28 protein-coding genes and 1 tRNA gene are annotated in these 26,565 nt (G+C 64.9%); 9 read left to right on the forward strand and 20 right to left on the reverse strand.

Annotation, left to right across the window (positions count from 1 at the left end; genetic code table 11):
- Positions 1 to 25 precede the first annotated feature (25 nt).
- The 5 genes from VGN72_09950 (at position 26) to VGN72_09970 (ending at position 5,809) form a co-directional block, all read left to right on the forward strand.
- Positions 26 to 1,447: a TolC family protein gene (locus VGN72_09950; protein ID HEV7299676.1), complete on the forward strand. Its 1,422-nt coding sequence runs from the start codon at positions 26 to 28 to the stop codon at positions 1,445 to 1,447.
- Positions 1,440 to 3,017: a multicopper oxidase domain-containing protein gene (locus VGN72_09955; GenBank protein HEV7299677.1), complete on the forward strand. Its 1,578-nt coding sequence runs from the start codon at positions 1,440 to 1,442 to the stop codon at positions 3,015 to 3,017. Before VGN72_09950 ends, VGN72_09955 begins: the two co-directional genes overlap by 8 nt.
- Positions 3,018 to 3,083: 66 nt before the next feature.
- Positions 3,084 to 3,230, forward strand: coding sequence for a hypothetical protein (locus tag VGN72_09960; protein ID HEV7299678.1), 147 nt, complete (start codon positions 3,084 to 3,086; stop codon positions 3,228 to 3,230).
- Between the two features lie 463 nt (positions 3,231 to 3,693).
- The gene (locus VGN72_09965) at positions 3,694 to 3,912 is read left to right on the forward strand and encodes a hypothetical protein (protein ID HEV7299679.1); all 219 of its coding nucleotides are present in this window, start codon (positions 3,694 to 3,696) and stop codon (positions 3,910 to 3,912) included.
- Positions 3,913 to 4,252: 340 nt separating this feature from the next.
- The gene (locus VGN72_09970; GenBank protein ID HEV7299680.1) at positions 4,253 to 5,809 is read left to right on the forward strand and encodes a hypothetical protein; all 1,557 of its coding nucleotides are present in this window, start codon (positions 4,253 to 4,255) and stop codon (positions 5,807 to 5,809) included.
- Here VGN72_09970 and rfbB read toward each other — a convergent pair.
- From rfbB to VGN72_09985, 3 genes are all read right to left on the reverse strand, one after another.
- Positions 5,784 to 6,779 (reverse strand): dTDP-glucose 4,6-dehydratase, encoded by a 996-nt coding sequence (gene rfbB, locus VGN72_09975; protein ID HEV7299681.1) that lies wholly within the window; start codon positions 6,777 to 6,779, stop codon positions 5,784 to 5,786. The genes VGN72_09970 and rfbB overlap by 26 nt on opposite strands.
- Positions 6,779 to 7,519, reverse strand: coding sequence for a sugar phosphate nucleotidyltransferase (locus VGN72_09980; protein HEV7299682.1), 741 nt, complete (start codon positions 7,517 to 7,519; stop codon positions 6,779 to 6,781). Before VGN72_09980 ends, rfbB begins: the two co-directional genes overlap by 1 nt.
- A 348-nt stretch (positions 7,520 to 7,867) precedes the next feature.
- Positions 7,868 to 7,929, reverse strand: a tRNA-Ser gene (locus VGN72_09985).
- A 58-nt stretch (positions 7,930 to 7,987) separates the two neighbouring features.
- Here VGN72_09985 and VGN72_09990 point away from each other — a divergent pair.
- The gene (locus VGN72_09990; protein ID HEV7299683.1) at positions 7,988 to 9,385 is read left to right on the forward strand and encodes a hypothetical protein; all 1,398 of its coding nucleotides are present in this window, start codon (positions 7,988 to 7,990) and stop codon (positions 9,383 to 9,385) included.
- On the opposite strand, the gene VGN72_09995 is transcribed toward VGN72_09990, so the two are convergent.
- Both VGN72_09995 and VGN72_10000 read right to left on the reverse strand, forming a co-directional pair.
- Positions 9,324 to 9,578: a hypothetical protein gene (locus tag VGN72_09995; GenBank protein HEV7299684.1), complete on the reverse strand. Its 255-nt coding sequence runs from the start codon at positions 9,576 to 9,578 to the stop codon at positions 9,324 to 9,326. The two genes, VGN72_09990 and VGN72_09995, sit on opposite strands and share 62 nt — an antisense overlap.
- Before the next feature lie 62 nt (positions 9,579 to 9,640).
- Positions 9,641 to 9,898: a helix-turn-helix transcriptional regulator gene (locus VGN72_10000; GenBank protein ID HEV7299685.1), complete on the reverse strand. Its 258-nt coding sequence runs from the start codon at positions 9,896 to 9,898 to the stop codon at positions 9,641 to 9,643.
- A gap of 134 nt (positions 9,899 to 10,032) precedes the next feature.
- On the opposite strand from VGN72_10000, the gene VGN72_10005 reads away from it, so the two are divergent.
- The gene (locus VGN72_10005) at positions 10,033 to 10,662 is read left to right on the forward strand and encodes a hypothetical protein (protein HEV7299686.1); all 630 of its coding nucleotides are present in this window, start codon (positions 10,033 to 10,035) and stop codon (positions 10,660 to 10,662) included.
- Between the two features lie 772 nt (positions 10,663 to 11,434).
- Here VGN72_10005 and VGN72_10010 read toward each other — a convergent pair.
- Positions 11,435 to 12,349 carry a hypothetical protein gene (locus VGN72_10010; protein ID HEV7299687.1) on the reverse strand — a complete coding sequence of 305 codons (915 nt, stop codon included), beginning with the start codon at positions 12,347 to 12,349 and terminating at the stop codon, positions 11,435 to 11,437.
- Between the two features lie 107 nt (positions 12,350 to 12,456).
- On the opposite strand from VGN72_10010, the gene VGN72_10015 reads away from it, so the two are divergent.
- Both VGN72_10015 and VGN72_10020 read left to right on the forward strand, forming a co-directional pair.
- Positions 12,457 to 12,711, forward strand: a complete 255-nt coding sequence (locus VGN72_10015) for a type II toxin-antitoxin system RelE/ParE family toxin (GenBank protein HEV7299688.1) — start codon at positions 12,457 to 12,459, stop codon at positions 12,709 to 12,711.
- A gap of 4 nt (positions 12,712 to 12,715) precedes the next feature.
- Positions 12,716 to 13,042, forward strand: a complete 327-nt coding sequence (locus VGN72_10020; GenBank protein ID HEV7299689.1) for a helix-turn-helix transcriptional regulator — start codon at positions 12,716 to 12,718, stop codon at positions 13,040 to 13,042.
- A gap of 530 nt (positions 13,043 to 13,572) precedes the next feature.
- On the opposite strand, the gene VGN72_10025 is transcribed toward VGN72_10020, so the two are convergent.
- The 14 genes from VGN72_10025 to VGN72_10090 form a co-directional block, all read right to left on the reverse strand.
- Positions 13,573 to 13,842 carry a hypothetical protein gene (locus tag VGN72_10025; protein ID HEV7299690.1) on the reverse strand — a complete coding sequence of 90 codons (270 nt, stop codon included), beginning with the start codon at positions 13,840 to 13,842 and terminating at the stop codon, positions 13,573 to 13,575.
- 2 nt (positions 13,843 to 13,844) lie between these two features.
- Positions 13,845 to 14,261 carry a hypothetical protein gene (locus tag VGN72_10030; GenBank protein HEV7299691.1) on the reverse strand — a complete coding sequence of 139 codons (417 nt, stop codon included), beginning with the start codon at positions 14,259 to 14,261 and terminating at the stop codon, positions 13,845 to 13,847.
- The gene (locus tag VGN72_10035; protein ID HEV7299692.1) at positions 14,258 to 16,237 is read right to left on the reverse strand and encodes a hypothetical protein; all 1,980 of its coding nucleotides are present in this window, start codon (positions 16,235 to 16,237) and stop codon (positions 14,258 to 14,260) included. The genes VGN72_10030 and VGN72_10035 overlap by 4 nt, the downstream gene beginning before the upstream one ends.
- A complete protein-coding gene (locus VGN72_10040) occupies positions 16,228 to 16,725 on the reverse strand; it encodes a hypothetical protein (GenBank protein HEV7299693.1) in 498 nt (165 codons plus the stop codon). Before VGN72_10040 ends, VGN72_10035 begins: the two co-directional genes overlap by 10 nt.
- Entirely contained in the window at positions 16,641 to 17,474 is an 834-nt protein-coding gene (locus VGN72_10045) for a hypothetical protein (GenBank protein HEV7299694.1), read from the reverse strand. Before VGN72_10045 ends, VGN72_10040 begins: the two co-directional genes overlap by 85 nt.
- Before the next feature lie 32 nt (positions 17,475 to 17,506).
- Entirely contained in the window at positions 17,507 to 17,995 is a 489-nt protein-coding gene (locus VGN72_10050; GenBank protein HEV7299695.1) for a hypothetical protein, read from the reverse strand.
- Complete coding sequence (locus VGN72_10055) at positions 17,992 to 20,766, reverse strand: hypothetical protein (protein HEV7299696.1); 2,775 nt, start codon at positions 20,764 to 20,766, stop codon at positions 17,992 to 17,994. Before VGN72_10055 ends, VGN72_10050 begins: the two co-directional genes overlap by 4 nt.
- Positions 20,767 to 20,771: 5 nt before the next feature.
- Entirely contained in the window at positions 20,772 to 23,348 is a 2,577-nt protein-coding gene (locus VGN72_10060; GenBank protein ID HEV7299697.1) for a hypothetical protein, read from the reverse strand.
- A 3-nt stretch (positions 23,349 to 23,351) separates the two neighbouring features.
- A complete protein-coding gene (locus tag VGN72_10065; GenBank protein HEV7299698.1) occupies positions 23,352 to 23,513 on the reverse strand; it encodes a hypothetical protein in 162 nt (53 codons plus the stop codon).
- Positions 23,510 to 24,019: a hypothetical protein gene (locus VGN72_10070; GenBank protein ID HEV7299699.1), complete on the reverse strand. Its 510-nt coding sequence runs from the start codon at positions 24,017 to 24,019 to the stop codon at positions 23,510 to 23,512. The genes VGN72_10065 and VGN72_10070 overlap by 4 nt, the downstream gene beginning before the upstream one ends.
- 75 nt (positions 24,020 to 24,094) lie before the next feature.
- Complete coding sequence (locus tag VGN72_10075) at positions 24,095 to 24,931, reverse strand: hypothetical protein (GenBank protein ID HEV7299700.1); 837 nt, start codon at positions 24,929 to 24,931, stop codon at positions 24,095 to 24,097.
- Between the two features lie 25 nt (positions 24,932 to 24,956).
- Positions 24,957 to 25,439 carry a hypothetical protein gene (locus tag VGN72_10080; protein HEV7299701.1) on the reverse strand — a complete coding sequence of 161 codons (483 nt, stop codon included), beginning with the start codon at positions 25,437 to 25,439 and terminating at the stop codon, positions 24,957 to 24,959.
- Positions 25,439 to 26,170, reverse strand: coding sequence for a phage tail protein (locus tag VGN72_10085; protein HEV7299702.1), 732 nt, complete (start codon positions 26,168 to 26,170; stop codon positions 25,439 to 25,441). Before VGN72_10085 ends, VGN72_10080 begins: the two co-directional genes overlap by 1 nt.
- Positions 26,170 to 26,514, reverse strand: coding sequence for a hypothetical protein (locus VGN72_10090; GenBank protein ID HEV7299703.1), 345 nt, complete (start codon positions 26,512 to 26,514; stop codon positions 26,170 to 26,172). Before VGN72_10090 ends, VGN72_10085 begins: the two co-directional genes overlap by 1 nt.
- Between the last annotated feature and the right edge of the window lie 51 nt (positions 26,515 to 26,565).

The raw sequence follows: 26,565 nt of genomic DNA on the forward strand, positions 1-26,565 counted from the left end.
ACAATTTGAACCTAAGGGAGTCTTCGTGAACGCACGAACTCTAGTGGCCGCGATTGCCCTGCTGGGCGTCGGTGGCTGTGTGACCATTCCGCGCGAGGCGGGCTTTGGCGACGTCCAGCAACTGCTGGCCGAGCGCGGCGTTGGGCGCGTGCACTGGAACCAAGGCACGGCGGCCGACGCCGACGTCGAACGGCACGTCGCCGATTTGCTTAGTCGCCCGCTCGACGTGAACTACGCCGTGCAGGTGGCGCTGCTGAACAATCTCGCGTTGCAGGCGACGTACGAGGACCTGTCGGTCGCGCAGGCGGACCTCGTCGGCGCGGGTCTGCTGGGCAACCCGATCTTCGACGGTGAACTGAAACTGGCCGACGGTGAAGGACCAGTCATCGAGCTGGCGGTCGTCACCGACTTTCTCGACATCTTCTTCATCCCTGCCCGCAAGCGTTTGGCCGGCCAAGCCTTTGAACTGGCCAAGCTGCGCGTCGCCGGTGAGGTGATGTCGCTGGCCCACCGCACACGGCAGGCGTTCTACACCGCTCAGGCATCGGCCCAGGCGTTGGACCTGCACCGCACCGTGCTGCAGGCCGCTGAGGCCTCGCGCGACTTCGCCAAGCGGCTGCACGATGCCGGCAACATCAACGATCTTGCCTACGCCAGTGAACGCGCCACGTACGAACAGGCCAAACTGAACCTAGCCGACGCCGAGCTGCAAGCGACCGAGGACCGCGAAGCGCTGACCGCGCTGATGGGCCTGCCCGCCCCCACTGCGCAGTTGCAACCGCGTTTGCCGGAACTGCCTGCGAACGAACTGTCGCTGGATGATCTCGAGCAAAAGGCGCTCGAGCGTAACCTCACTGTTGCGCTGGCGCGGCGGCAGATCGAATCGAACGCGCGGGCACTGGGCATCACCCGATCGATGGGCCTGTTCGCCAACGCGGAGATTGAGGCCGGCGTCGCCGCCGAGCGCGAGGGGGATGGCGCCTGGGCGGTGGGACCGGCGGTGTCGCTGCCCATTCCACTGTTCAACCAGGGCCAGCCCGCGGTTGCCACCGCGGCGGCGGAGTTCCGGCGGGCGCGGCACGCGTACGGCGCGATGACGGTCGACATCCGCAGCGCCGTCCGTGCCGCAACCGCCCGCGTGCAGGCGGCGCGCGTGCGAGCTGAGCAGTACCGCAACGTGCTGTTGCCGCTGCGCTCGCAGATCACGCAACAGACGCAGCTTCACTACAACGGCATGTACGTCGGCGCGTTTGATTTGCTTCGCGCCAAGCAGGACGAGGTGACCGCCGGCGCTCAGTACGTGCAAGCGCTGCGCGACTACTGGCTGGCCCGCAGCGCGCTCGAGGCGCTGGTGGATGGCTGGTTTGAAGGCGCATCCACCTCGGCCGCCCGCTCGCTTACTGGAACATCGACGAACCCATCCTCCTCGGAGGCCACCCATGACTAACGCAATCAATCAACACATGCTTTCCCGCCGTCGCCTGATGACCGGCACCGCCGCGGCTTTAGCTACCGGCGCGGTTGTGTCGCCATCGATGTTGATGGCCCAGTCGTCATCACCGCTGCCGATCGCCACCACGGTGTCGGCTGACGAGAAATTTCCTCCGGGCGAACCGGGCAAGGACTACACGCCCGTCCACACGCCCAACGGCGTCACCGCGCCGTTCAAGGTCGTGGATGGCGTGAAGGTCTTCCACCTGATCGCCAGCGAGTTCGAGCACGAGTTTGCACCGGGATTGACCGCCATCTGCTGGGGCTACGACGGCCGCACGCCCGGGCCGACGCTGGAAGCCGTCGAAGGCGACCATCTGCGCATCTACGTCACCAACCGCCTGCCTGCCCCCACCACCGTCCACTGGCACGGCATCCTGCTGCCGGCCGGCATGGACGGTGTGACGGGCCTTAGCCAAGCCCCCATTCAGCCGGGCGAGACGTTCATGTACGAGTTCAAGCTGAACCAGTACGGCACGTACATGTACCACTCGCACTTCGACGAGATGACCCAGCAGGGCCTGGGCATGATGGGCATGTTCATCATCCACCCGCGCAAGCCCGTCGGCCCGAAGATCGACCGCGACTTCGCGATCATGCTGAGCGAATGGGCGATCGAGCCCGGCACGCGCCGCCCCAACACGCTGGAGATGACCGACTTCAACGTGCTGACGATGAACAGCCGTGCCTTTCCCGGCACCGCGCCGCTGGTCGTGCAGAAGAACCAGCGCGTGCGCATCCGCTTCGGCAACCTGGGCGCGATGCACCATCACCCGATCCACCTGCACGGGTTCACGTTCCGCATCACCGAGACCGACGGCGGCCCCGTGCCCGAATCGGCGCAATGGCCGGGCAACACGGTGCTGGTGACCGTGGGCGCCACACGGGCCGTCGAGTTCGTCGCCGACGCGCCAGGCGACTGGGCGATGCACTGCCACATGACCCACCACGCGATGAACCAGATGGGCCACGACGTGCCCAACATGATCGGCGTGGACGCTGGCGGGCTCGACTCGCAGGTGCGGTCGGTGCTGCCGGGCTACATGACGATGGGCCAGCACGGCATGGGTGGCATGGGCGACATGGGCATGGCGGTGCCGCACAACAGCCTGCCGATGGTCGGCATGGAGGGCCCGTTCGGCTACATCGACATGGGCGGCATGTTCACGATCGTGAAGGTGCGCGACGCCGAGGTCGGCTTTGACGATCCGGGCTGGTACGAGAACCCACCTGGCACCGTCGCCGTCGCCGCGACCGCCGAGGCGCTGCGGCGCGACGGGATCAACGTCGACCGCAAGATCGACGGCCCACGGCCCAGCGAGCGCGCCGGCACGCCGGACGCTTCCACTGCTGCCCCAACGCACGCGGCGTCGCACTCTGATGGCAACCCCGCGACGACCCCCGCGACCGCGCCAACCTCTGCGCCGGCGGCCGTCGCGTACGCCTGTCCGATGCACCCGGAGGTGACCGACGACGAGGCCAGCCGATGCCCGAAATGCGGGATGAAGCTGGTGCCGCAGGAATAACCGTAACCGTTAATGCCCCGGTGTGTTGCCAGGGCGCGTTTCAGTTTCTTTTCAGAAGGAGTCTTTATGAAGTACGTGACTTACCTGTTCGCTGGCCTGCTGTTGGCCGGTAGCGCCGCGTTCGCCGGTGGCAAGTCCACCCCCACCGCTGCGTCCGACTGCTGCACGACCGACGCCGCCTGCTGCGTCGTTGGCGCCAGCTGCTGCAAGTAACGCCTCGCAGCGGTCTCACTTCAGTGAGCCCGCAGCTCGGCACTCACCCTTTACCCCCGGTCGTGCGGACGAAAGTCCGCACAACCGATCCCTGCAATCATCCGAAACCGCTCCCTCTCCCGCGTACTCGCGGGGGAGGGCTGGGGAGGGGGTCTTCAATACATAACGCAAGTCGCTTCGCCCCCTCCCTAACCCTCCCCCGGCGTACCGGGAGAGGGAATGAATTATGCGGACGAAGGCGTGCGGTGCCTTAACACTCAAATTGTCATCCCGAGGGGAGCGGTAGCGACCCGAGGGATCTCCCAGAGCCCGCGTCTTCAGACAGCTGAGATCCCTCAGGTCGCCTGAGGCTCCCATCGGGATGACACTCTTCTCTGATGGACGTCTGCGATCCGTCCGCCACTGCCTAAACCGGCCCCTTTCCCGCTTCCCGCGCTGCGTGCAACCGGCTACGCTTTCACGCATGCAAGACGTCATCCGCATGGACGGCTTCACCGTCTGCACCGAAGGCAGCCAACCCGGCCCCACCGCCATCCTCTACCCCACGGTCGAGGCGGCCGAGGCCGTCGCGCGCAAGCTCGTGCTGACGACCGGCGAACGCGTCCTCGTCGTCCGCGCCACCCGCTACACCACCACGCAGATCGAGAAGAACAACCAGCTGCCCCTTCCGTCATCCAATTAGGTTCGGTGGGTATGCGCTTAGCGCAATATCGTCATCCTGAGATACTGCGAGGGTGTCAAAGAATTCAATCGCGTTTGCCTTTCACGTGGCATGGACGCCAGAGCCCATGCCTGTGGACTGGAAAGGGAAATGTCATTTGCTGGCCACTGCGCCGACCGGGCCGCGGGCTTCAATCCAGTCTTCTGGCCCTACGGCACGCATGGGCGAGACGCCCATGCCACGGTCGGAGCGGACGCGGCAATACTCTTTAACCCGCTCAGGATGACGAACTGGTAGACTGTTGCGCTCAGCGCGCATGCGCCTTAAAGTTGCCGACGCGAACCCAAACCCAACAACGCACATGAACCTCTCCGACCTCGCCCGCCAGAATCTTGACGTGCTGACGCTCTCGACCCTTTTCGAAGCCGGCCTGTTCCGCGAGCGGCTCGCGACCGACAGCGGCATCGCGGCCGCGATCGACTGGTGCCATGCGAACGGCATCACGCGCGTCTTCCTCGAATCGTTCCGCACCGCCTACGATGCGCCGCCGCAGAACGTATTGCGCGCCAAAGGGCAATTCGAGGCCGCCGGTATTCAGACCGCCGGTGGCGTGACGCCGACGCACCTTGGCAAGCGGTCGACCGGTTGGGACATCGTCGCCTGCTACACCGACGCCGGGGTGCAGGACAAGCTGCAGCAGATCTTCGAGGATGCGGCGAGGCTGTTCGACCTTGTGATGATCGACGACTTCCTCTTCACCGACTGCCAGTGCCCCGAATGCGACGCCGCGCGCGGGCAGCAATCGTGGAGCGAATACCGGCGCGATCTGCTGGTGCGCCTGTCGCGCGAGCGCATCCTGGAGCCGGCGAGACGCGTGAACCCGAACGTGAAGATCATCCTGAAGTACCCGCAGTGGTACGACAAGTACCACCTGAACGGTTACGACGTCGAACGGCAGACGGCAATGTTCGACCTGACCTGGGCCGGCACCGAACTGCGCGACCCGGACCACAACAAGGGCAGCCTGCCGCGCGTGGCGCAGTACGAGGGATTCTGGGTGATGCGGTGGCTATCGCACCTGGCCGGTGGCATCGACGGTAAGTGCGGCGGTGGCTGGTTCGACGAGTACGCCACCAGCCCCAACACCTACGTCGAGCAAGCCTGGCAGACCGTGCTCGGCGGTGGACGCGAGATGGTACTGTTCCACTACACCAGCCTTACCACTCCGCGCGGTGAATCCTGCATCGCGGCGCTGCGCCCGCAGTTGCCGGCGATGTTCGAACTGGCGCGGCTCGTCCGATCGCGACCGCTATCGCTCGGCGTGGTGTCGCCCAAGCCGCCGGGCTCCGACGCGGGTGACGGCCGGTACGTGTTCGACTACGCCGGCATGATCGGACTGCCGCTCATCCCGACGACGCAGCTCGACCCCGCGGCGCGGTCGGCGTTCGTGTCGGCCGAAAATCTGGCCGATCCCGCGATCGCCGACCGGCTGGGGCAACTGTTGGACAACGGCGGGCACGCCGTGGTGACGGACGGCCTGCTTGCGGGGCTGAAGGCCGATCATCTCGCGCGTCACCCGAACCTGCTGCGCGTCGATCTGAACGGAAAGCCGGAGTCGATGTTGACGCTGCCCGCCGAGACGCTTACGCGTATCCGCCAGCACGCGCTATCGTCGCTCGGGGTGACGTTCGATGCGCCACCCCGCGTGGCGGTCACGTTGCTGGGCGACGACCTCGCGGCCGTCAGCAACTTCGGCAATGATCCGGCGCAGGTGTCGCTACGCGTGAATGGCAAGATCGGTCAGCCGATCCTGTCGATCCCGCAAGCCGATTTCACGTCGGCCGGCGCAGGTGAAAGTGAAAGCGAAAAGGCCACCCTGCCCGGCCGCAGTCTTACGGTCTATCGTTTCGCGCCTTAATGGCCCGCCACCAGTTTTCGTTCTGGCGGTACCAGGCAACCGTGGCGCGAAGCGTCTGTTCAAACGGCCGCTGTGGCGACCAGCCGAGCTGGCGCTTGATCTTGCCCGCGTCGATCGCATATCGACGGTCGTGGCCGGGGCGGTCGTCGACGTAGCGCACGCACTCGTGCCACGGGCAGTTCATCTCGTTCAGAACGATCTCGGTGATCTGCCGGTTGGTCACCTCGTGGTCGCCGCCGACGTTGTAGACCTGGCCAAACGTGCCGCGGTTCAGCACGGCCCAAAGGGCGTCGCAGTGGTCGTCGACGTGGATCCAGTCGCGCACGTTCCGGCCGTCGCCGTAGAGCGGCACGGACTTGCGGTCGATCAGATTGGTGACGAACAGCGGGATGAGTTTTTCGGGGAACTGGTACGGCCCGTAGTTGTTGCCGCACCGCGTGGTCAGCACCGGCATGCCGAACGTGTGGAAGTAGCTGCGCACCAGGCAATCACCCCCCGCCTTACTGGCGCTGTAGGGGCTATTGGGTTGCAGCGGCGTTTCTTCGGTGAACTTCAGGTCCGGCCGATCTTCGGGAAGAGAGCCGTAGACCTCATCCGTACTGACGTATAGAAACTTTTCAACGTGCCGCGACTTGGCGGCATCCAGCAGCACCTGCGTGCCGGCGACGTTCGTCTGCACGAAGGGCGCCGAACTATGAATGCTGCGGTCCACGTGCGACTCGGCGGCGAAGTGGACGATCTCCGTCACACGGTGCGCATCGATCGCGGCCAGCACCGCGGTTGCATCGCAGACGTCGCCTTGGATGAAGACCAGTTGCTCGCCGAGCAGGTCGGCGATGTTCGCGAGGTTGCCGGCGTAGGTGAGCTTGTCGAACGCGATCAGCTTCACGGCCTCCCCACGGCCGATCAACCCGCGCACGAAGTTGCTGCCGATAAAGCCCGCGGCGCCGGTGACGAGAATGCTGCGCATCACGCCAACTCCCGGTTCGCCCCACCGGCCGCCACGGTATTGCAGGCCTTCAGGTAGTCGTCGATGCTCTCGCCGGCGTCCACCCAGTAGCCAGCAATGCGCTCGGCGGTCAGCGTGCCGCGGGCGACGTAGGCGTTGTTGACGTCGGTGATCTCCAGTTCGTTACGGCTGGATGGTTTTAGCATCCTGATGATGTCGAACACGTGCGAATCGTAAAAGTAGACGCCGATGACAGCCAGGTTGCTGCTGGCCTGCTTCGGCTTCTCGACGATGCGGGTCACGGTGCCGTCTGCGGCAAGCTCGGCCACGCCGAAAGAGGATGGATCATCCACCTCAGCCAGCAGGATTTTCGCCCCCTCGCGCTGCTGGCAAAACCGTTGGCAGGCACCGGCGATCGAGTACTGCAGGATGGTGTCGCCCAAGATCAGGCAGATCGGACCACCGGCCGCGAACGTCTCGGCCAACCCCAGCGCCTCGGCGATGCCGCCGGCGCGTTCCTGGTAGGTGTAACGGAGTTCCTTCAGGCCAAACTCGCGCCCGTCGCCCAGCAGCCGCTGAAAGTCGCCGGCGTTGTTGCCGCCAGTGACCAGCAGCACCTGATCGATGCCGGCTTTGGCCATGCATTCGATAGGGTAGTAAATCATCGGCCTGTCGTAGACCGGCAGCAAATGCTTGTTCGTGACCTTCGTCAACGGAAACAGTCGGCTGCCGGTCCCCCCTGCTAGAATGACGCCCTTCATGGGTACTAATCTAGCCCGGATGGCGTGCGCAGCCTATAGGCGGTGATCGGGATGGGGGTTAGGAAACGTTTGAACCGCCAAGATCGCCAAGTACGCCAAGAAGGGAAAAGGGATGGACTTGGTGGCCTCCATTGCGGCCGAAATCCTCCGGTCCCTCTCCCGGTACGCCGGGAGAGGTTAGGTGAGGGTGATTTCGAACGGCAGACGGCCGACGAATGGGCAACTCTTCAATCCTGACAAGTGGGACAACTCGAAATCACCCTCACCTAACCCCTCCCACCTCCACCTACCAACAAAATAAGCCCTGAACATTTCAGGGCTTACGCGATGCAATCAAATTGTCGCAAGCGAGGACGACGGGGCTCGAACCCGCAACATCCGGATCGACAGTCCGGTTAGCTTGCACGCCCGAATACTGCGTTTTTCTGTTGAAATCTGCACGTTTCTACCCGAGAATCCCTCGACCCCATGGCTGTACCCCATGGCATCGATAAGGGAGAGGTTCAAATGGCCGTCACGATCAAGCTGCCCGACTGGTTCACCGCCGCCGGCTACAAGTTGCCCGCCAAGTTCCCTATGAGCCTGCGAAAGGACGGCTACGCCAAGTCCTTCAACAACCAGATGAAGTGGGTCTGCGGCTGCATCTCGCCGCGCGAGGCGGTGGCCCGCCTGCACGCCCGCATCAAGGCCGGTGACTTCGACCGCAAGCAGCCGCTGATGTTGAAGGCGACCGAGCCCGACGGCCAGCAAGTGGTGACCGTGAAGGAGCTCAGCAACCTCTACATGGGATGGCTGCGCCAGCGGATCGAGACAAAGAAGCCGCGACCGTTCAAGGCCCGCACTTACGAGGATTACCGCCTGGCGATCCAGCTGTTCAACGATACCCGGTGGACGGACGGCGGCGGCAACAGCGATCGGCTCGCCAACCAGCCGGCCGTCAAACTCGGCCCGGCACAGTTCGCCGCCTATGCCTCGCGCATCCCGGGCCAGAGCCCGTACACCCGCGACCGCTACATCGCTCCGATTGTCGCGATGTACAAATGGGGCGTTGAGAACGACCACCTGCCCCACCCCGTGAAGATGGGGTCGGACATGAAGAAGACGAGCAAGGATGAGCGTCGCGACTCGCGTGCCAACATTCAGAAGGAGTTCTCGCGCGACGAGGTCCGCAAGCTGGTGACGGCCGCCGCGGACAAGCCGCTGTGGATCTCGATGGTGCTGCTCGGCCTCAACGCGGGCTTCCACAACGCCGACCTCGGCGCCCTGCCGCGCGAGGTGGTCGAGTTGGACCGGCGCGTGATCGAGTTCCGGCGCGGAAAGAAGGGCCGCGCGTACCGCAAGGCACCGTTGTGGCGCGAGACGATCGATGCCCTCCGCAGCTACCGCCGCCCCGAGCCCGGTGACAAGCGGTTTCTCAAGCGGCCCGACGTCTACGGCCCCTGCTTCGAGAAGCACGGCGACCTGTTCTTCCTGACGACCTTCGCGATGCCGCTGTCCCGCGCTTGCGAGGAACGATCCGAGCGAGGCACGCTGCTGTCGGCCAACCGCGTCGATGCCGCCGCTGGCGAGTTTTACAAGCTGATGAAGGCGGCTGACGTCCACTCGGTCGGGCGCGGCCTGTCGGGCCTGCGTACCACGTTCCGCACGCTCGCTGAAGGCATGCCGGTGAAGGACGACGACGCGATCAACCTCATCATGGGTCACACCGACCGGCACATCAGTGCCGAGTACGTCGAGCGGTTCCCCGAGGCGAAGTTGTACGCGGTGGTCGATCATGTCTGGCGCGAACTGTTCGAGGGGTGGACTAGCGAATTACCGACTCAAGTTCCTGCGGCTGCTGCCGACCCTGCTGCTGTTCCGTCTTAGGGTTCTTCCGGGTCCGGCGATTGTTTCGCCAGATGGCGATCTGCTCGCGGTTGATCATGTAGCGGGGCAGCGTCTTGCCGGGCGACCGGTGATCCTCGACCTCGATCTCGCCGTTGTTGATCAGCGACATCACGAAGCCAAGACCCTTGCCCATCTCGGCGGCGAATTTCTTTGGTGTGAGTAGGTCGCTCATACATCACCTAGTAACTTGAGTCCCGCTTGTGACACCGTCGCTATAAGATGCATTCACCGTGCTTAAGCAGTTGCGAGTGCCTGATTGCCGACGGTATCCGTGGACGCCGACGCAGACGCTACGACTAGCTCGAGCAGATCATCCCGCGAAATGCCGAGCAGCTTTGCCAGCTCGTCGGCAATCGCCAAGCGTGGAATCCACCGACCTGTTTCCCACCCGTTCACAGCGGCCTGGCTGACGCCCAACTTTGCGGCGAGTTCCGCTTGTGTGAATCCCTTGGCGTAACGGGCTCGGTAAAAAGGCGTGATCTTCTTTCGCATCTATCTGCTCCGATGGGTTACTTCATCAGGACGGCAGTTATATATACCCTATGTTTTCAGTGTTTCAACCTATTTTCGGTATTTTACTAAATATCATGTTGTATAACCAAATATGAGCCGATACGACTTTCCTTATGATCCACTTCGGAGACTGGCTGACGGCGCAGCGACATATGCTGGGATTCAAATCGCGTAAGGCGTTTGCAGAGCACGCAGGTCTGTCGCCTGAAGCAATACAGAGCTTGGAGACGTCGGAGAAATTGGCTGCTCGTACGTCTACCAAGAGGTTGCTGGCTCAAGCGCTTCGGATCACGCTCAAAGAACTCGAAGACGCCGGCGCCGGCCACCATTCGGTCAACGCCCGCTACGTCGCGAACACCCCCGAAGAAGCGGCGGCTACCGAGAAAGCATTTGATGAGCTGTGCGGCAAGTGGCAGATCAATCGCGAAGAGCTTACTTCGCGTATCGTTCGCTGGATGGCTCGACAACCCGAGGTCATCCAAATAGCCGCGCTCATCACGTTCGCGTCTGCCACCACGTCTGCCGCCGCCAACGTCGCGTTGGACCGTATCACCGAGGAAGGTGGCGAGCCCAGCGTAGCGATTGAAATTCTTGCCGGGCGGCGCCCAGACGCCGCTCTGTATGAGGCGGCACTAGAAGAACTCAAACAGGCACGTAGAACGGGAGTGGCATCCGTTCAGAACGCGGAAGATCCTCGTGCTACGCCGGCCGGACCCGCCAAACCCAAACGCCGAGGGCGATAGTGGGACGGACATCGTATACCCACCCCTTCAAGCTGCCTTCCGGACCGTCGGGTTCATCGACGATCGAACTGGTGCAGCACATTGCAGCGATCTAACGCGTTCCGCCCAATAGGTCAGTCGAGCAAGTGCGCGACAAAGTTCAGGCGTCATTCGTGTACTACGTTTGTTGTTGCTTCGCTTCTTTCGCATGGACCTATTAATGCCAGCGCTGGCCGCCGGAACAAAGGCCAAACTGACCTGATTCACGCCTTGTCACGGATGTCACGACCTGTCACGCCTGTCACGCCTTGGACAGTTTCGTGATTTCAACTAGCTTGGTCGTTGGTCTGAATACCGCCGCTGCTAGTATCTGCGCAATACTGCACTTACGTTCGTTGTCGATCGATGCACCGCCACAACTCGCACCCCGTTGTAATCCCGGTCATTCCAAGTAATCCCACGTAGTCCCAAGGAGTCCCAGGGGATCCGAAGGTCATAAAATGAGCGTTCACAGTAGGTTCAGCGTAGGTCGACGGTCATTACCCAGTCGTTTGACGGAGGGCCACTATCCACAAGGTAGCCTCTACTGCAGCATGGCCTGCAGGGAACAGGCCGCAAATGGCGCAAAATGCCTTGAAATGCTCAAATTCGGTCGAAACGACCAACGTATCCAACGGAGACAACGGGAAGACGGCAGAGGACCGCGGATGAGTGCCGATAGCCTGCGCAATATTCGTATTGATACGTTCGCATACCGCTGGCGGGCAGACCGGAGCGGATGAGTACAGATGTGCTAGAACTGCTCGTCGAAATCCGGAGCCCACAGTTCCCGAGCATTAGGGATGGAATAGTAGGGAAGCTTACGAATGAGTTTGAACCGTAATTGCCCCCGCTTCTTTGCTTGGCGAAGACGTGATGGCGGGATCCCAAATTTGGTCTTGAAGTCGGAGGCGGGCCAGTACGGCGCATATGGGTCGGCCGTATTATCGAGGACTGACGTGGGATCGTGGGCTCCGGAAATGACGGCAACGTCTTCCAACTGGAATTCCCGGAGCCGGGCCTCCCTGTACTGCGTAACGGTCATAAGGGCTTCGGGCAAAGCTCGTAAGTCCAATGTGGTTACGAACTCCAATAGCGGGGCGGCGTTGACGCTGAACTTCACGCTGCGATCATGTATTCCTGTAGCATCTTCAATAAACTCGCGGTAACGCGGTGCCTTTAGCTTTCCACGGTTCTGGATGTGGAGGACTACCCCGGGCCACATATCGATCCATTGCGTCAGACGAAATAGGAACAGGTCGGTGATCCCGCGACAGTCGCGCAGCCTTTGCTCCGCATCCTCCGCGTTCGTTAGGTCTGCACCCTCGCGGGCGGCGTAAAGCTTCGCGGCGCGACGTCTAATCTGTTCAGCTTCATCATCGCACCGCCGGTATCCCCGTTTGTAGTGGACGCCAACATCGGTTCCACTGACGAGGAACTCCGTCAATGCGATGGTGGACTTGTGACCTAGCGGGACTGACGCCTTAAACAGCCGACGTCCAAGTACTTTGGCGCCTGCAAGACGTCGGACAGCCTCGGCGTTTGCAAACGCGGCGTACTCCGGAATATCTGTCACCACGTCGCCCCAAATGCGCACTCCCCCCATTAGGAAGTCAAAGTTCGGAGCATCACGTAGCACACCTGCTAATTTGGCGGTCGGTAGTTCCATAAGCCCCACGGATGAGACTTATAATAACCGATAAATAGCGAGGATGGCCCACCAAAATTCGTATGCATTTCCATTGACAAATTATGTCTATAATGTAGAATATGGGCATGGCAACCGTGCTGCTGAACAACGAAGCCCGCGAGGAATTGGACGCATTGCCGATCAAGATTCACGGGCGGGTTTTGGAGGTCATCGAGCGGTTAGCGAAGTGGCCAGCCGTGAGCGGGGCAAAGCCCCTGCGTCACGGGCTGGCAGGCCAGTACCGCGTCCGCACCGGTGACTACCGGGTGCAGTTCACGGTCAAGGGCGACGTGGTGACGATCGTGAAGATTGGCAAACGAGATGGGTTTTACGAGGATTGAAGCGATGCCCCAGACACTGAACATCAAAGGCGAGACGTTCTACCTGCTGGACGCCGATGAGTACCGCAGGCTGAGTGGGGGCGAGCTGCCGGCGTTGCCCGTGGCCGACGATGCCGGGAACGTGCGGGCCTTGGAGTATGCCCGCGCATCCCTGGTGCGGAAGATCGCCGCGGGGATGGAGGCGAAGGGTTGGTCGCAAGCCGAACTCGCGCGGCAGGCGGGGTTACCGAAGGAGACGATCAACCGGCTAATGACCGGGAAGAACACGCCGAACCGCGCGACGCTGGCGAAGATCGACAAGGCGCTGGCAGCGCGTCCCCGCAGCAGGTGATATTGACGAGGCAGCACGCACCGCTAAGCTGATGGTAGAGCCTGACGACGTCTGAGTCCACGTATGTTAGACCCCGAACGCGCGGCGATAGAGTAGACGATGCTCGACGATCAGATCCGATGTCCGAAATGCGACTCCACGAACGTGAACGCGCACCGGAAAGGATACGGGTGCCTCGCTGGCCTGTTGGGCGCGTTCATTTTAGGTGCGGTGGGTTTCTGTGCGGCTGGGCCCATAGGGCTGATTGCCCTAGGCACGATCGGAGCACTGCTTGGCGCGGTGGACAGCAGGAAGGTCGATGTCACCTGCCTGCGATGTGGCCATGCGTACACACCAGACGAATACGCGCCGCCGCCCGGTGAGCGTGAAACGACAGGGCAGAACGTTGCAAGCCTAGTCGCCAAAGCAATGCTGGGCTTGGGCTTGGCCGCAGCGATCGTGTGGTGGGCGATCGCGCAGGATCGTCCAGTGGAGAACCGCCCAACTACAACGCGACCGTCACCGACGACCCAGCAGCAGGCGACAACCGATTAGAGGGTGGTGGCGTCCGAAACGTACCGCCAGTCGGTGCCGTCGCAGTAGACCAGCATGCCCTTGTCCGTTGCCGGATCAGAGACGAACGCTATGCACTGCTGCCACTCGGCCGCAGGCGGGAGCGTGGCGATCGTGTAGACCTTCACCGGCAAAGGTCCGCCGGTCAGGTGGGCGAGGAGCGCCGCGAAGTTCGAGTTGATCTCGGCCTGCCAGTTGGCACTGCCGGCGGCGACGGTCAGGATGGTGGGTGTCGTGGGTTGGGGCATGTCTAGGTCCTTTTCGTGATCGTGATCCGCCTCGCCTCGGACTGCCAGGTGCCGTCGAGGTTCACCAGCTCCGCGACGATCTCGGCCGGCTCGAAAATAAAATCGGTAATAATCTGCGCGTTCGTGTACGTGGTGGTGGCAGCGTCGTCGTCGACGTAGATCGTGCGCAGGACCGTCTCGCCGTCGGCGTCGAGGACCCGCACGCGAAACCGTCCCTGCCGGGTCGGGACGCCCTCGCCGACCGGCACGCCGGCCAGCTGCTCGCCTGCAGCCCTGCCCCGGCCGTCCTTCACCCGGTACGACCAGGCAAACACGACGTCGCCGCCGGCGACGTACGTGTCGCGGAACTGCCCGTCGTTGGCGCGGAAGTTCGCCGGTCGCAGCGGGCGGCGATCGCGGGTGTTGCCGGGAATGCTCATGGGAGGATCTCCACGCTCTCGACGTCCTGCAGGTCGACCCGCGCCGACGACGTGTACGGCTGCGTCTTTAGCCGCACCGCCTCGCTGAGCGTGATGCTCGATGACAACGCGATGTCGGTCAGCAGCTGCTGCCGGATGATGTACACAGTCGCGCCGATCGGGTGCGCGGCGACGTCGGTCCCGAGCACGCCGCGGCGGATGCCGTCGAGCCGCCAGCCGCCGCTGACGGCCGTGACCTTCCTCAAGCTCATCAGCTCGCCCTCGCAGCACAGCAGCTGGCGGTTGGCCTCCCACGCCGAGTCCTGCCCGGTCAGGTCGATCGGCACTGTCAGGATGTCTCCGTTGGGGAACGCGGTGATCGTCGGTCCTTCCTCGACGATGGCATCGGACCCGTCGAGCGGCTTGTTGAGCGTCCCGCCCGCCGCCGGCCACTGCTGGTTCTGGCTGTGGCGATCGTAGCTCTGCAGCTCGCCGGGTCGGATCCAGATGTAGGCGCCGCTCACCGACTGGTTGGCCCGCACGCGGAAGACCCACACGCGGCCGATCTGGTTGATCATCGCCAGCACGGCCAGGTCCGGCGCGGCCTCGTTGTCCGGCAACGCGGCGTCATCGTCGTACGTCGGCGCGTAGTTCGGCGGTCCGTACGTGTACTGGTCCAGCACCGCGGTCACCTTCGCGCCGGACGACGCCAGCGGCATCAACTCGACCTTGCTGGCCCGCTGCTGCCGGCCCTCGGCGTCGAGGTACGCCTGGCCCGGCAACAGGTTGCGGGCCCCGCGCAGGAAGATCCCGCCGTCGTACTCGGTCGACGCGATCCGTTCCAGCGAACGACGGGCCGCGATCTTGAAGGCGGTCGAAGCATCGGTCACCGTCTCGATGCCCACCTTCGTCACGCTCTGCCGCCGGCGGTTGCGCGCGCGGGGGTCGTTCCGCAGCGAGATCGAGTTCTCACCGTAGTTGCGCTTGCGGTCCCGGAACGTGTAGGCGACTTGGTCGACGCCGCTGACGCCGTGCACGCGGGTGCGCTCGGCCTTGCTGGCGACGATCATGTCGGCCGTCAGCGCCGGTAGATCGCCGACGGCCTGGCGGATCATGTAGGGCGTCAGCAGGTCCCGGTTCTGCACCAGCATGAAGCCGTAGTCGAGCATCATCGAGTTGATCAGCTCGTCGGCGCCGATGCCGTCGGCCGCGACGATGTTGCTGGGCAGGTGTTCGTTCTGCGTCTGCAGGCCCACCGCGATCACCGCGCCGCCGTCGATCAGGGCGGGCTCCATGTGGATCCCGTTGGGCCACGGCGCGGTGAGGACCTGCCACATCGCGTGGCCGGGGTTGATGCCGCCGTCGGCCGTGACCTCATTCGTCTCCGCGATCACCCGTTCGACGCCGGGGATCACCGGTTCGGTCCCGTAGCACTCGATGTCGTACGTGAGGTCCGCCGGCCACGTCGCGCTCTCGTTGGTGCCGAGCGGGAAGCTGCGGTACCGGCCGTGGCAGACCCGCGGCCACTGGCTGGCGATGCCGAGGACGTCGGGCTGCGACAGGAACGCGTCGATCGGTTGATCGTCGTCGCCCCAGTAGATCGTGAAGGCGCCGCCGCCGCGCAGGCCGACCTCAGTGCCGGACGGGTGCGTCTCGCGCGACAGCGGGTCGAGCAGGATGTTCTTGGTACCGAGGTAGATCCCGTGCAGGACGTCGGCCGGGCCAACGCAGATCTGGTGCCAGCCGTGCTCCTTGTAGACGAGCGTGTCGGTGTCGCCGTCGCCGTCGGTGCTGTTGAACCGCTTGCCGGCCCACCCGAGGTTGTAGCCGAGGCGCCGGCGGCCGATCAGCAGTGGCAACCACTGCCCGGGCTCGACGCTCGTCGTCGTCGGGGCATCGCGCAGCGTGGCCTTGGCCTTGTTCTTGCGCTGGACCTGGCTGGCGGCGACCGACGCGCCGACCGCGATCGCCCCGTAGATAAGTGCGGTTACTGCCATAGGTGCTTATCCTGAAGTCGGTAGACGCGCATCACGTTCAGCGACGCCGCCAGAGCGGTGCGGGTAACGCCGGTCGCGCGGTCGGCGTGCCATAACTGTCCGCTGCCGGCGATGTAGACGTGGCCAGGCCCGGCGACGCGGCGGGCGACCAGCACGTCGCCGGGGTACAGCAGGCCATCGCGGGCGACGACGTGCGGGTAACGCCGGCAGAGCATGCCGACGACCGCCACCGCGGCCCGGCGGTCATCCAGGCCGGTGTTGAACGGCACGGCCGGCAACGGGCCCGACAACCGGTACAGGGCGTCGAGGACGCCGCCGACGAAGCCCCAGCAATGACAGGCGACGCCGCGGCGGCTCTGGCCCTGGGCGTACGGGGTGCCGAGCCACCGCTGCAGCTCGGCCGTCAGCTGATGTACCGCGTCCGGTCCACCTTCGACATGCGGATCCCGAGCCCATTGAAGCGCAGTTCGTTTTCGTAGATGCGGCATGTCGTCAACAGCCCGTCGCAGCCCGGCGTGCAGACCACTTCCTTGCTGAACCAGTTAGCTGGGGCATCGCACTCGAGCTTGAAGACGGTGTAGGACTCGTCGACGCCGCCGACGGCGTCCTCGATCTTCAGCTCCAGCCCGTCGTAACTGACGCTGCCCTCGCGCCACATGCCCTTCGCCGGCACGGCCGTTGCGCCGACGACGGTGACCTCGTTACCTTCAATGGCGGTGATCGTGCCGGTCTGCCGGACCGTCGCCAGCGGGAACTTGCACGGGCTGCCCTGCTCGTCGCCGAACGGGTTCTGGCAGTGTCGGTTAATCAGGATGCCCAGCGCGACCGGCAGCTTCGCCTTCTGGCCGTGGATCTGGAACCGGACCAGGCCGGGCTGGCCATCGGGGTTGGTCGTGACGTTCTCGACGTACCCGCTCCAGAGCAGCCGACGCGTGGTCAGGTCGAACGGGTCGACCTCCTCGACGCGGCAGGTGATCGTGGCGTGCGGCTCGCGCGCGGCCCGGTCGATCGGGTGCACCGCGGCCATCAGCACATCCCAGGGCTCGTCGCTGATGCCGCCGGTGATCGCCTTGGGCGTGATCTCCATCTTCGTGAGGCTGGCGAAGTTGCCGTAGTCGGGGATCGGTAGGTCGTCGGCCATGCCAACGTATCGCTGCTCCTGCGGTCCGGGGCCCCAGATGAACGTCAGGAGCTGGACGACGATGCTGGCGCTTCGGGTGTCGATCGGGTTCGGCATGGTCAATTCTCGGAGGAATCCTTCGGAGTACCTCAGGATGACGGATCGGGTTCGGCTTTGGCGAGGTCGTGCCAGCCCCAACGGGCAGCGGCGTCGGCGTAAGGCAGCTCAGGGCGGCCGATGCGTCGGTTGACATCGTTGTGCCGCGCGTGCGTGTAGGCGTGCCAGTGTGCCCAATCCGGCGGGTGCGCGCGGGTCAGGGCCGTCCAGTGGTCCCGGCACTCACCGCAGGCCACGCGTCCGCTGAAGCGATCGAACCACGCTTGGTCGGCCGCGACGTCGCCGATCGGCTCGTAGCCGTGAAACTCGGCCCACATGCCCTCGTACCAAGGGGCTGCCGGCTGTGCCGTCCGCGTCGCGGGAAGGCCGCCGCAATTATGCAGCGGATCCCGCTCGGCGATCCGCTGGCGTACGGTGCAGATGGTGAGGCAATGACACTGGCTCGGCTTGGCGTGGTGATGCCCGGCGCAGGCAATGCCGGTGGCGGTCACGGCGGCCAGCTTGCAGTTGACGACGTTCATCGGCTCACCACGACGTTGGTCAGGTCGACCCGTGATTCCGAAGCGGAGAACGGCGCGGCGTAGTTGCCCGGCGGCAGCGGCCCCACAGTCTTGATCGCAGTGCCGGTGCAGGACGCACAGTTATTCGGATTACAACCCATGCCCGCGCTGACCACCCATCGTCCGCACTCGTGAAACAGGCTGAGCGACAATGTTGGGGTCGGACCCGTGCAGGCCGTCGATCCGTTCACCCAGGAAGCATCACCCCCCGACCCGTTGTAGCTGCAACTGGTACCGTTCCGCGTGACGACGATACTGAAGCTGCCCAGCGGCTCGTCGCCGCTGTAGTTAATGTGATCGACGACGAAGTCGCCGCTGATGGTGTAGCTTTCGGCGAGTTCGCTGGCCGGGCAGATGCATGGGACGGGCTCCGGGGGCGGATTGCAGGCGTCGCAGTCGGCGAACGAAGTCCAGCCGCTCTCGACGATGGGTGCCGGCGGATTGACGTACTGCAGCTCCGAGACGGTATAGCAGGTGTCGGCGTACTTAATCACGCTTCCGCCTGCCACGGCACCGCTCGGCACCGAGAACGCAGCCCCGCTCTCGCCGGCACACGGCGTCGCGAGCCGGAACTTGCAACCGCAGACCTCTTGGGCGAACGGGTCGGTTGCCGACGGCAGCGGCTCCCAGCCCGCCGGCACGTCGCCGGGCGGGTTCAGCGTCGTCGGGTCGTTGGGGTCGACCGTGAAGCACCTTCCGCTCGTCGGGTCGAACCCGCCGACGTACTCCGGGGCGGCCGGTGCGGTGTCGGCCGGAATCCAGAGGTCGATCGGTACACCGGTGCAGAGGTCGCGGGCGCGCCGGTACGGGACCGGGTCGCCCGGGGGCGGCGGGTTGGCACCGGGACCGCCGGTGGGTTCTGGTGCCGGCGGCAGCGTCGTCCCCGGGCCGATGGCCGGGACCTCGATCGACACCGTCTTCTCGCCGTCGGCCTCGACGACCGCCAGCGACGACACCATGTGCTGGTCCGTCGTCCACTGCTCGGTGATCTCGTCGGACTGCGACAGCACCAGGTGCGCCAACGTGACCCGGAGTACCTGGGCGAGGGCCATCATCGGGATGACGTCCAGCAGCGTGACGACGTCGACGACACCGTCGCGGGCAACGCTGGCCACCTCGCGCACGTAGAGGTCGCCGGTGGTCGTCAGCACGGCCAGGTATCGTCGGTACGTCCAGTCGCGCGACGGGCCCGCGGCGACGACGGTCACGGTGCCGGTGCCAATCGCGGTGGCCGTGAAGATCGTGGTGGGATCGACGACGAAGAACGGGAACAGGGCGCCCGCCCTCGAGTCGAAAAGGCGCAGCAGGTCGAACGCGCGGGCGCGATCGCGCGACAGGTACGGCCGGGTGTGCGTTCGCCGCGGGACCGCGCCATAGGTGATCGTGGCTTGGTCCGGCCCAACGGGCGTCGAGACCAACTCGCGGACGACGCCCGCCGACAGCGGCTGGCTCCAGTCGACGTGGGGCTGCAGGCCGGACGCCCCGGAGTACAGGATCGGGTAGCCCTGGTAGCTCGGGAAGCCCTCGGGGACCAGCCCCGGTTGGACCAGCGACGGCAGCTGCGACTTGCCGACGCGCTCGCGGAAGGTCAGCGTAGCCTCGACGATGTTGTCGGTCCGCGGCGTCAGCTGCCCCTCGATCGTGACGTCGCACTCGATCAGCGGCATGACCCGGCTGCCGACGCCGAAGAACTGCGTCAGCGGCGTCTTCAACGCCAGGAAGCCGTCGCCGATGAAGTCGATCTGGGCGACCTCGAACCGCCGGGCCCGCATGCCGTCCATGTCCTCACTGATCACCACCAGGCCACCGTCGAAGAATCGCCGGTCGGCCGTCTCGCAGGCCAGCACGGGCAGCTCGCTGAAGTCGATCTGCGCCGAGACGCCGGAACTGCCCGACGCCAGCAGCACCAGCCGCATCCGCGCAACGCCGTCCTCACCGACCCACCCGCGCGACTGCAGGTCCGCCACCGGTACCGGCGTCGACCAGGCCCGGACGTCGAAGCCGGCCATGTCGGCGGTCGTGACGCCAACGTTGGCTTCCGTGACGCCGTCGGCCGATCGGTCGAGGTCGAAGGTATTTGTGCCGTTCGTGATCCGCTGGAAGCACCCGCTGCGCGTGCGGAGATCTCCGTTGGTCTGACCGAAGATGATGGCATCGGCCGGGATGTTCACTGTCACCCGGCCGGGCGTCACCAACACTGGCGACTCCGGGTCCGCCTCGTCGTAGACCGGCGCGACGTAGGACTCCGTGACGGCGTCGCCCTCGCCGATCAGCATGGCGATGCCGTCGCTGCTGCCGACAAAGGTGACGTCGCTCTCTCCGTTGACGTTGATCCGCACCGGCGGGCTCGTCCGCTTGCCCGACGAACCGCAGTTGGCACCGCCCGAGGAGGCCGACCATCCGAAGACGACGCGGCTGTCGAGGAAGGTGGGATCGCAGAACAGCGGGACCAGCGTTCCCGAGGTCGCGGTGCGAAGCATGGCCGACTGCAGCAGCGCGACGTCCTGCTCGGTCAGTGCGACCGCGCTGAACGTGATGCTGCGGTACGGCTTGATGACGGCACCCCGCCGTTGCGGTACCCCGGTCGGCGCCACTTGGGCATCGGTGCGCCAGGCCGACGAGACGGCGACCGGCGTCATCCAGTTGTGGTGGAAGAGCCAGCCCATCGCCCAGAGCTCGGGCGCGTTGGCGGCATCCTCGACGGCGACAAGGGAGGAGGGAACTACGGGCATCGGGTCTAAGCCTCGTCTCGGGCGATCTGGCGGATGATGTCGGAGTGCTCGACCAACATGCGCCGGCTGGCGTTGGGACCGGCACGGAGGATCGTGGCGGCGGTCTGCTCGGTGGCGACGATTGCCGGCACGATCCGGCCGGCCGGAGCATTGCCGGACGCCGCGGTGCCGACCGGCCCGCCGGCGTTGTAGCCGGCGCGGGGGATCGATAGCACGGGTCGGCGCGGGATGCCGAGGTACTCGCCGAGGTCGAACCGCTCGAACGCCCCGGCGTTGAGCGCCGCCAGGAACGGCGCGTGCTGCTGGGCGGCACGCCGCCGTACCACGAACTCGCCAGGGGTCAGCATCGCAGGAACGCTGTCGACGTCCGGCCCGCCCCCCGGGATGAATCCGCCGCTGTTACGCTGCACGAACAGCCGGCCGATGATTCCTGGGGTAAACCCTCCACTGCCCGTGGCGGCGCCGAGGAACGTGTCGAGGAACTGCGTCACGATGCGGTTCACGAGGACCCGCTGGATCGTCTTCAGGATGTCGTTGCCGAGGTCCCGGAACGCGTCGGCCGCCCGCTTGGTGCCATCGATGACGTCGTTGAAGAAGTTCTCGAACGGCGACTGCAGCTGTTGGCGGATGCTCAGCATCGCTACGGTCAGTTCTGAGACCTTCTGTTTGGCCTTGTTTGCCACGCCGTCGATGTGTTGGATGACGCGGTCATACTCGGACTGGCTGATCACCCCGTCGGCCAGCAGCCCACGCAGGCGGCCGGTGACGCCCTGCAGGTCCGCCTCCATGCGCAGCGCGGCCTCGGCGACGCGGCGTTTGGCGTCTTGGCTGCTGATGGCCCCGACCTCTTCGAGGTTCGCCGTGTTCTCCAGCGTCTGGTTATAGCGCTGCTGCGCCTCGTTCGCGGAGGCGATCGCCTCCGCCACGGCGGACTGTCCCGTGGTGCTTCGCCGGGCCGCCTGCTTCTGGTCCAGCAGGTCGATCTTCTGACGGTACTCCAGCAGGACGGCCGTCAGCTTGTTGATCTCCTCCTGCGCGTCGACGGCATCGCTGGTGATGACCTCGTTCTTGTCCGGCCGATTCGTCTCGTCAACCAGCCGCTTCTGTGCGGCGTCGAGCCGGGCCTGCGCGTCGCCGAGTTCACGGTCCAGCGCGTCGCGTTCCATCTGGTCACGCTGCCGCAGGTAGTCGCCAGTGCTGATCAGCTTCTGATCGTTGAGCAGCTCGAGCCGTTCCAGTTCGATCGCGGCACGGCGCTTGACCGACTCCTCGTCCTTCTGTTCGAGGATCGTGTTCAGCTCGTCCTGCAGGTCGCGGAGCTTCTGGCCGTTGCGCTGGAACTGCGCGGTCTGCTCGGCCACTTTCCGGTCGGTGTCGCTCTTGCCCGCGGCGTTACCCGCAGCGACCGCGTCAGCATCGTTGCTGAAATCTGCGTCGATGCCCGCACGTCCCAACAGGTCGCGTACGAAGCTATTGGCTACGTCGGCCGCCTTGACGTCCCTCTCGTAGACGAGGTTCACCACCAGGTCGACAACCACCTGCCGTCGCTTCTCCAGCGTGTCGAGCTCGCCGCTCACCCCCCGAAGGAGGTCAATCGCGAGGCTGACGCGCTCAGCCAGCACCAGCACGGCCGCCGCGCTGGCGGTGAACTTGAAGGATGTCAGGGCTGCACCCGTAACGGTACCGGAAATGCCCGCACCACGGATCGCGAGTCCGACGGCAGTCCACGCTGCGGCGAACGTCAGCACCTTCGGAGTACCAGCGACCGCCTCCCGCGTCAGGGAGGACACGCCAGCACCGAGATCCCGCACCAAGTCGCTGTCGAGTAGACCCGCGATCGCCTCGACCTGGTCTGCCAGCGCCGGCGCGACGTCGGCCTGCATCTTCAGGATGATCTCGCCGATGCCCTCGAACGAATCGCCTATGCGGTTGTTTGCCTGCTCGATCTGGCCTAGCGGCGTCTGCGACAGGTTGGTCGCGAACTGGCGGTACCGGTCTAGGAGCTTGTCGACCGCATCGCCGTTGCGCAGCTCTTCGATCGTCAGCGTCTTCAAGGCGGGAATCGCCTTTGCCAGCTCGCGGGGCAGCGTTCCGCCGTACGTCTGGGCGACCTGTTCACCGGCCTCACCCAAGCTCTTGCCGAGGGCTGCCGAAACCTCTACCGTCGCGCGGATCGCCTTCTCGATGTCCCGGACGGCAACGCCGCGGTTGAGCAGGTCGGCAGCAAGCGCGATCGTGTCGTCGTCGCCGATCGTGCTGACGGCTTGGATCTCACCGGCGAGCTGCTGGATCCGCTTGAGTTGGTCCAGGTTCCCGCCGAGCGCCACCGTCAGCCGCTGCCGGTTCTCAACTGCCGCGCGGGCCTCATCCGTGGCGCGTTTGATCACGGCACCGATGGCGACCACGCCCGCCAGCGACGAGCCCACGCCGAGTGCTGTTGCTTTCAGCCCGTCGAAGGCGATCCTCGCGCGCCGCGCGAAGTCGCCGGTGCCGCCAAGGACGCCGTTCACCTTCGTCATGCCGGCCGTCAGCTGGTCATGAAGCTTCAGGACGACGGCGACGTCTTTGCGTTGTTCGGACATGCGTTACTCCAACAGTTCGTCCAGCGCGGTCTCGTACGCCGCGAAGCCTTCCTTGCTCTTGGTCGCGCCGTACGCTGTGACATCGTCAGCCATCGCCTCGGCCCGCCTGCGCCGGTGCAACGTCACCGCACCGACCAGCGCTCGCCGGTACTCTGGCCAGGTCATCCCGGCGTAAGGGGCTCCGTCCGTCCGTTGACGGTCGTAGAGGTCGGTGAGCCGATATCCTGAGGCAAGGAGGGTCGCGACGCCCCGATCGAACGCTTCTGCGGGTCCGTCGGCGACAGTTCGGCCGCGATCGCCTCGACCGCGGCCACCAAGTTTTTTAGGCGTTGCTCCCCAACGAACGACAGTCGCGCCCACTTCAGCACCGCCTCCATCGTGACGGCAATGTCGGCGCCGGCCTCCTGCAGGCTGGGCACGCAGCAGGCGTCGACCACGCGCAGCACCGACGGGCCGACCAACGGGTACAGCGTGCGCAGCGCGGTGCCGGCGGGGTCGGCCGTGGCGATGACCGCGCGCCAGTCCATGGACAGCAGCGCCCCCATGACCTTGGTGATGTCGGCAGTGATCTGCTCGTCGACCATGTGGACGATGCCCAGCGTGTAGACGCGGACCTCGGCACCGTTGACCTTGACGGTATCGAACGTGCCTTTTGGTGTTGGTGGCTGCACTCGTTTAGCTCCTGGTAGGGACAAGGCCGCTGCCCCCGATTAGAGGGGCAGCGGCTGTTCGGCTTGACGGTCGGTCTAGGGGAGCGCGATCGTCGGCACGGCGCCGAGCGGGTAAAGGACGCGGCCGGCGGGCTGGACCGAGTCGTTGAGCTTCTGCACCACCGTGACGTCGAAGTTGATGCGGCTGTAGTCGGTCTCGCTGAACGCCGGCGACTGCCCGTCGATCGTCGCGCGGAACGAATCGCGGGCGACGATCTCCGGGTTGACGGTGTCGGCCCCGTCCGTCCATAGCACCTGGCCGAGCACGCTGATCTTCGAGGCCGTGTGCGGGTTGAATTGCCGCTTGCTGCTGGCGATGACGTTGGGCGTGAAGCTGACCTTGATCGTGGCGCCGGCGGTGATCGTGCTGCCCGGTGGGATGTAGATGTAGCCCCGCTTCAGCATGTAGGGGTCGGCGATCCAGTCGGTGCCCTGCGCCTTGCTGGTGGCGCCGACCAACACGGACTGCACGCTGGCGATGTCGTACATGTTCAGCCCGCCGGCGTCGAGCAGCGGCACGATCGAGTCCGGCCACGCCAGGTGCTCGCGGTCGGTGACCGGCGACGCCGACTGCGAGTACAGTGCGACGGCCGATGCGCCCCAGATGAAGATCTTGTTCTCGAGCGAGCAGTTCAGCGTCGAGATCGTGAACTTCTCGGTCGTCTCGATCGTGCGCGACTCGACCTCGATCAGGTTGCCGTTGCGGGCATCCTTTGCGGTGATCTTCGTCCGCTGCATGTCGGGCACGACGACGTTGATGCTGCCGACGTCGCGCCAGCCGCCGATCTGCGCCCAGTCGTTGACGGGGTCGGCGAGGGCGCAGCGAAACATGCTGCCGCCCTGAAACATGCGTTGGTTGTTAATGACACTCATGGGGAATTCTCCGTTCGTGGGGGTTTCAGAACGATCGGCGGGGATCGGTCTTCTTGACGAGGTACGGGACGATGAACCAGACGTAGAGGCAGATGATTCCGTCGCCGGCCTGGTCGCCGTCGGTCAACGGGGGCTGCGGGACGACGTCCTTCGATAGCAAGCCGCCCAGCCGGGGGTTGGACATAACGGCTCGCTCGACGTCGCTGCGCATCATGTTCAGCTTCGACTCGATCGGCGTTGGATCCTGCTGGCTCATCCGCGCGTAGCACGCGAAGACGAAAGGCTGGCGCCAGCCGATGTGAGTCGCCCTGGGAATGGCTGGGTCGTCGTCGATCTGGCTGTCCAGCTGAAACAACTGGATGCTGCCGTCGGCTGGCGACGATGGGACTGACACGACGCGCGACGCCACGGCGTCGAAGCTGTAGCCGTCGGCCTTCTTGATCGATTGTGCGGCATCCAGCAGGCGGATCGCGATGCGCTCGACGACGGGCAGTTCTTCCTCGGCCATTAGGCGTTCTCCGGTAAGTTGAGGGCGAGCAGGTCGTCGAACTTGTCCGTACCCTTGCGCTGCACGAATCGGCTGATCTGGCTGAGGACGTTCTTCGTCAGGTCACCCTGTAGTGCCGCGACCTCGCGGTCGAGGACGTCGGGCGCGTTGGCCAAGTAGCCCGCCAGCGTCTTGCCGAACCGCTCCTGGATCGGTAGCCGCGGCACCCGCTTCCGTTCGTCCACGGTGCCGTCCGGCCGCACCAGATTGGACTTCGTGTAGTGCAGGGCACCAGCGCGGTAGTGGATCTGCTCCTGCAGCGACAGTTCGCTCAACGCGATCAGCCGCTTGCGTTCGAAGACGCCGCGGTGACCGCTCTTCATAATCGCGATGAAGGCGTCCTTCAGCAGTTCTCGGCCCTTCGTCCGACTCACCAGAACGGAGACGCCGTCTTTCGTCTCGCGCGTGCCGCGGAACTTCATCACCGGGATTGGCCGATGCTTGACGTCGATCCGAGCCTCGACCGTCGAGCCCACCGTTCGGGCATCGGAGAGGCTGATGCGCTTTAGGCGGATCTCGGCGCGAACATCGCGTGACGGAAGGTTGATCTCCTTGACCAGCACCCGCGTGATCCGCGTGCGCGCGGTGGCCATGGTCCGGTTGCCAGCACTCATGGCCACGCGGAACGCCGTACGGGGGTCGCGTGGGAAGACCTTGCTCGGGTCCGGGTCGAACTGAAGGGTTAATTCCATCATCGCACCAACACGACGACCTCGCCGCCGTCGACGGAGATCAGCCTGTGAAACGGTCGCGTCCGCGCCGGCTCGCCCTTGCGGATCGGGACGTCGACCTTCCACGTCCCCAGGTCCAGCTCGGCCGGGTCGATGCCCTTGAACGGGTGATTCAGGAAGCTGATGGCGATCTGCGGGAACGACCCGGGCTGCCCACCGGTCATCTCCTCCGAGGGCTTCCAGTCGATGATCACCTTCACCGAACGCGGACGACCCTCGCCCGGACGTAGGATGACCGGGGTCTTTTCAGCGAACGCATCCATGAACGCGTCGCCCGCCTCGGCAAGAATGTCGTCCCAAGCCATCGCTGTGCCCTCTTCACGAAAACGCCCGCAACGAAGTGACTCGCCGCGGGC

The sequence above is a fragment of the Tepidisphaeraceae bacterium genome (assembly GCA_035998445.1).
GTDB lineage: Bacteria > Planctomycetota > Phycisphaerae > Tepidisphaerales > Tepidisphaeraceae > DASYHQ01.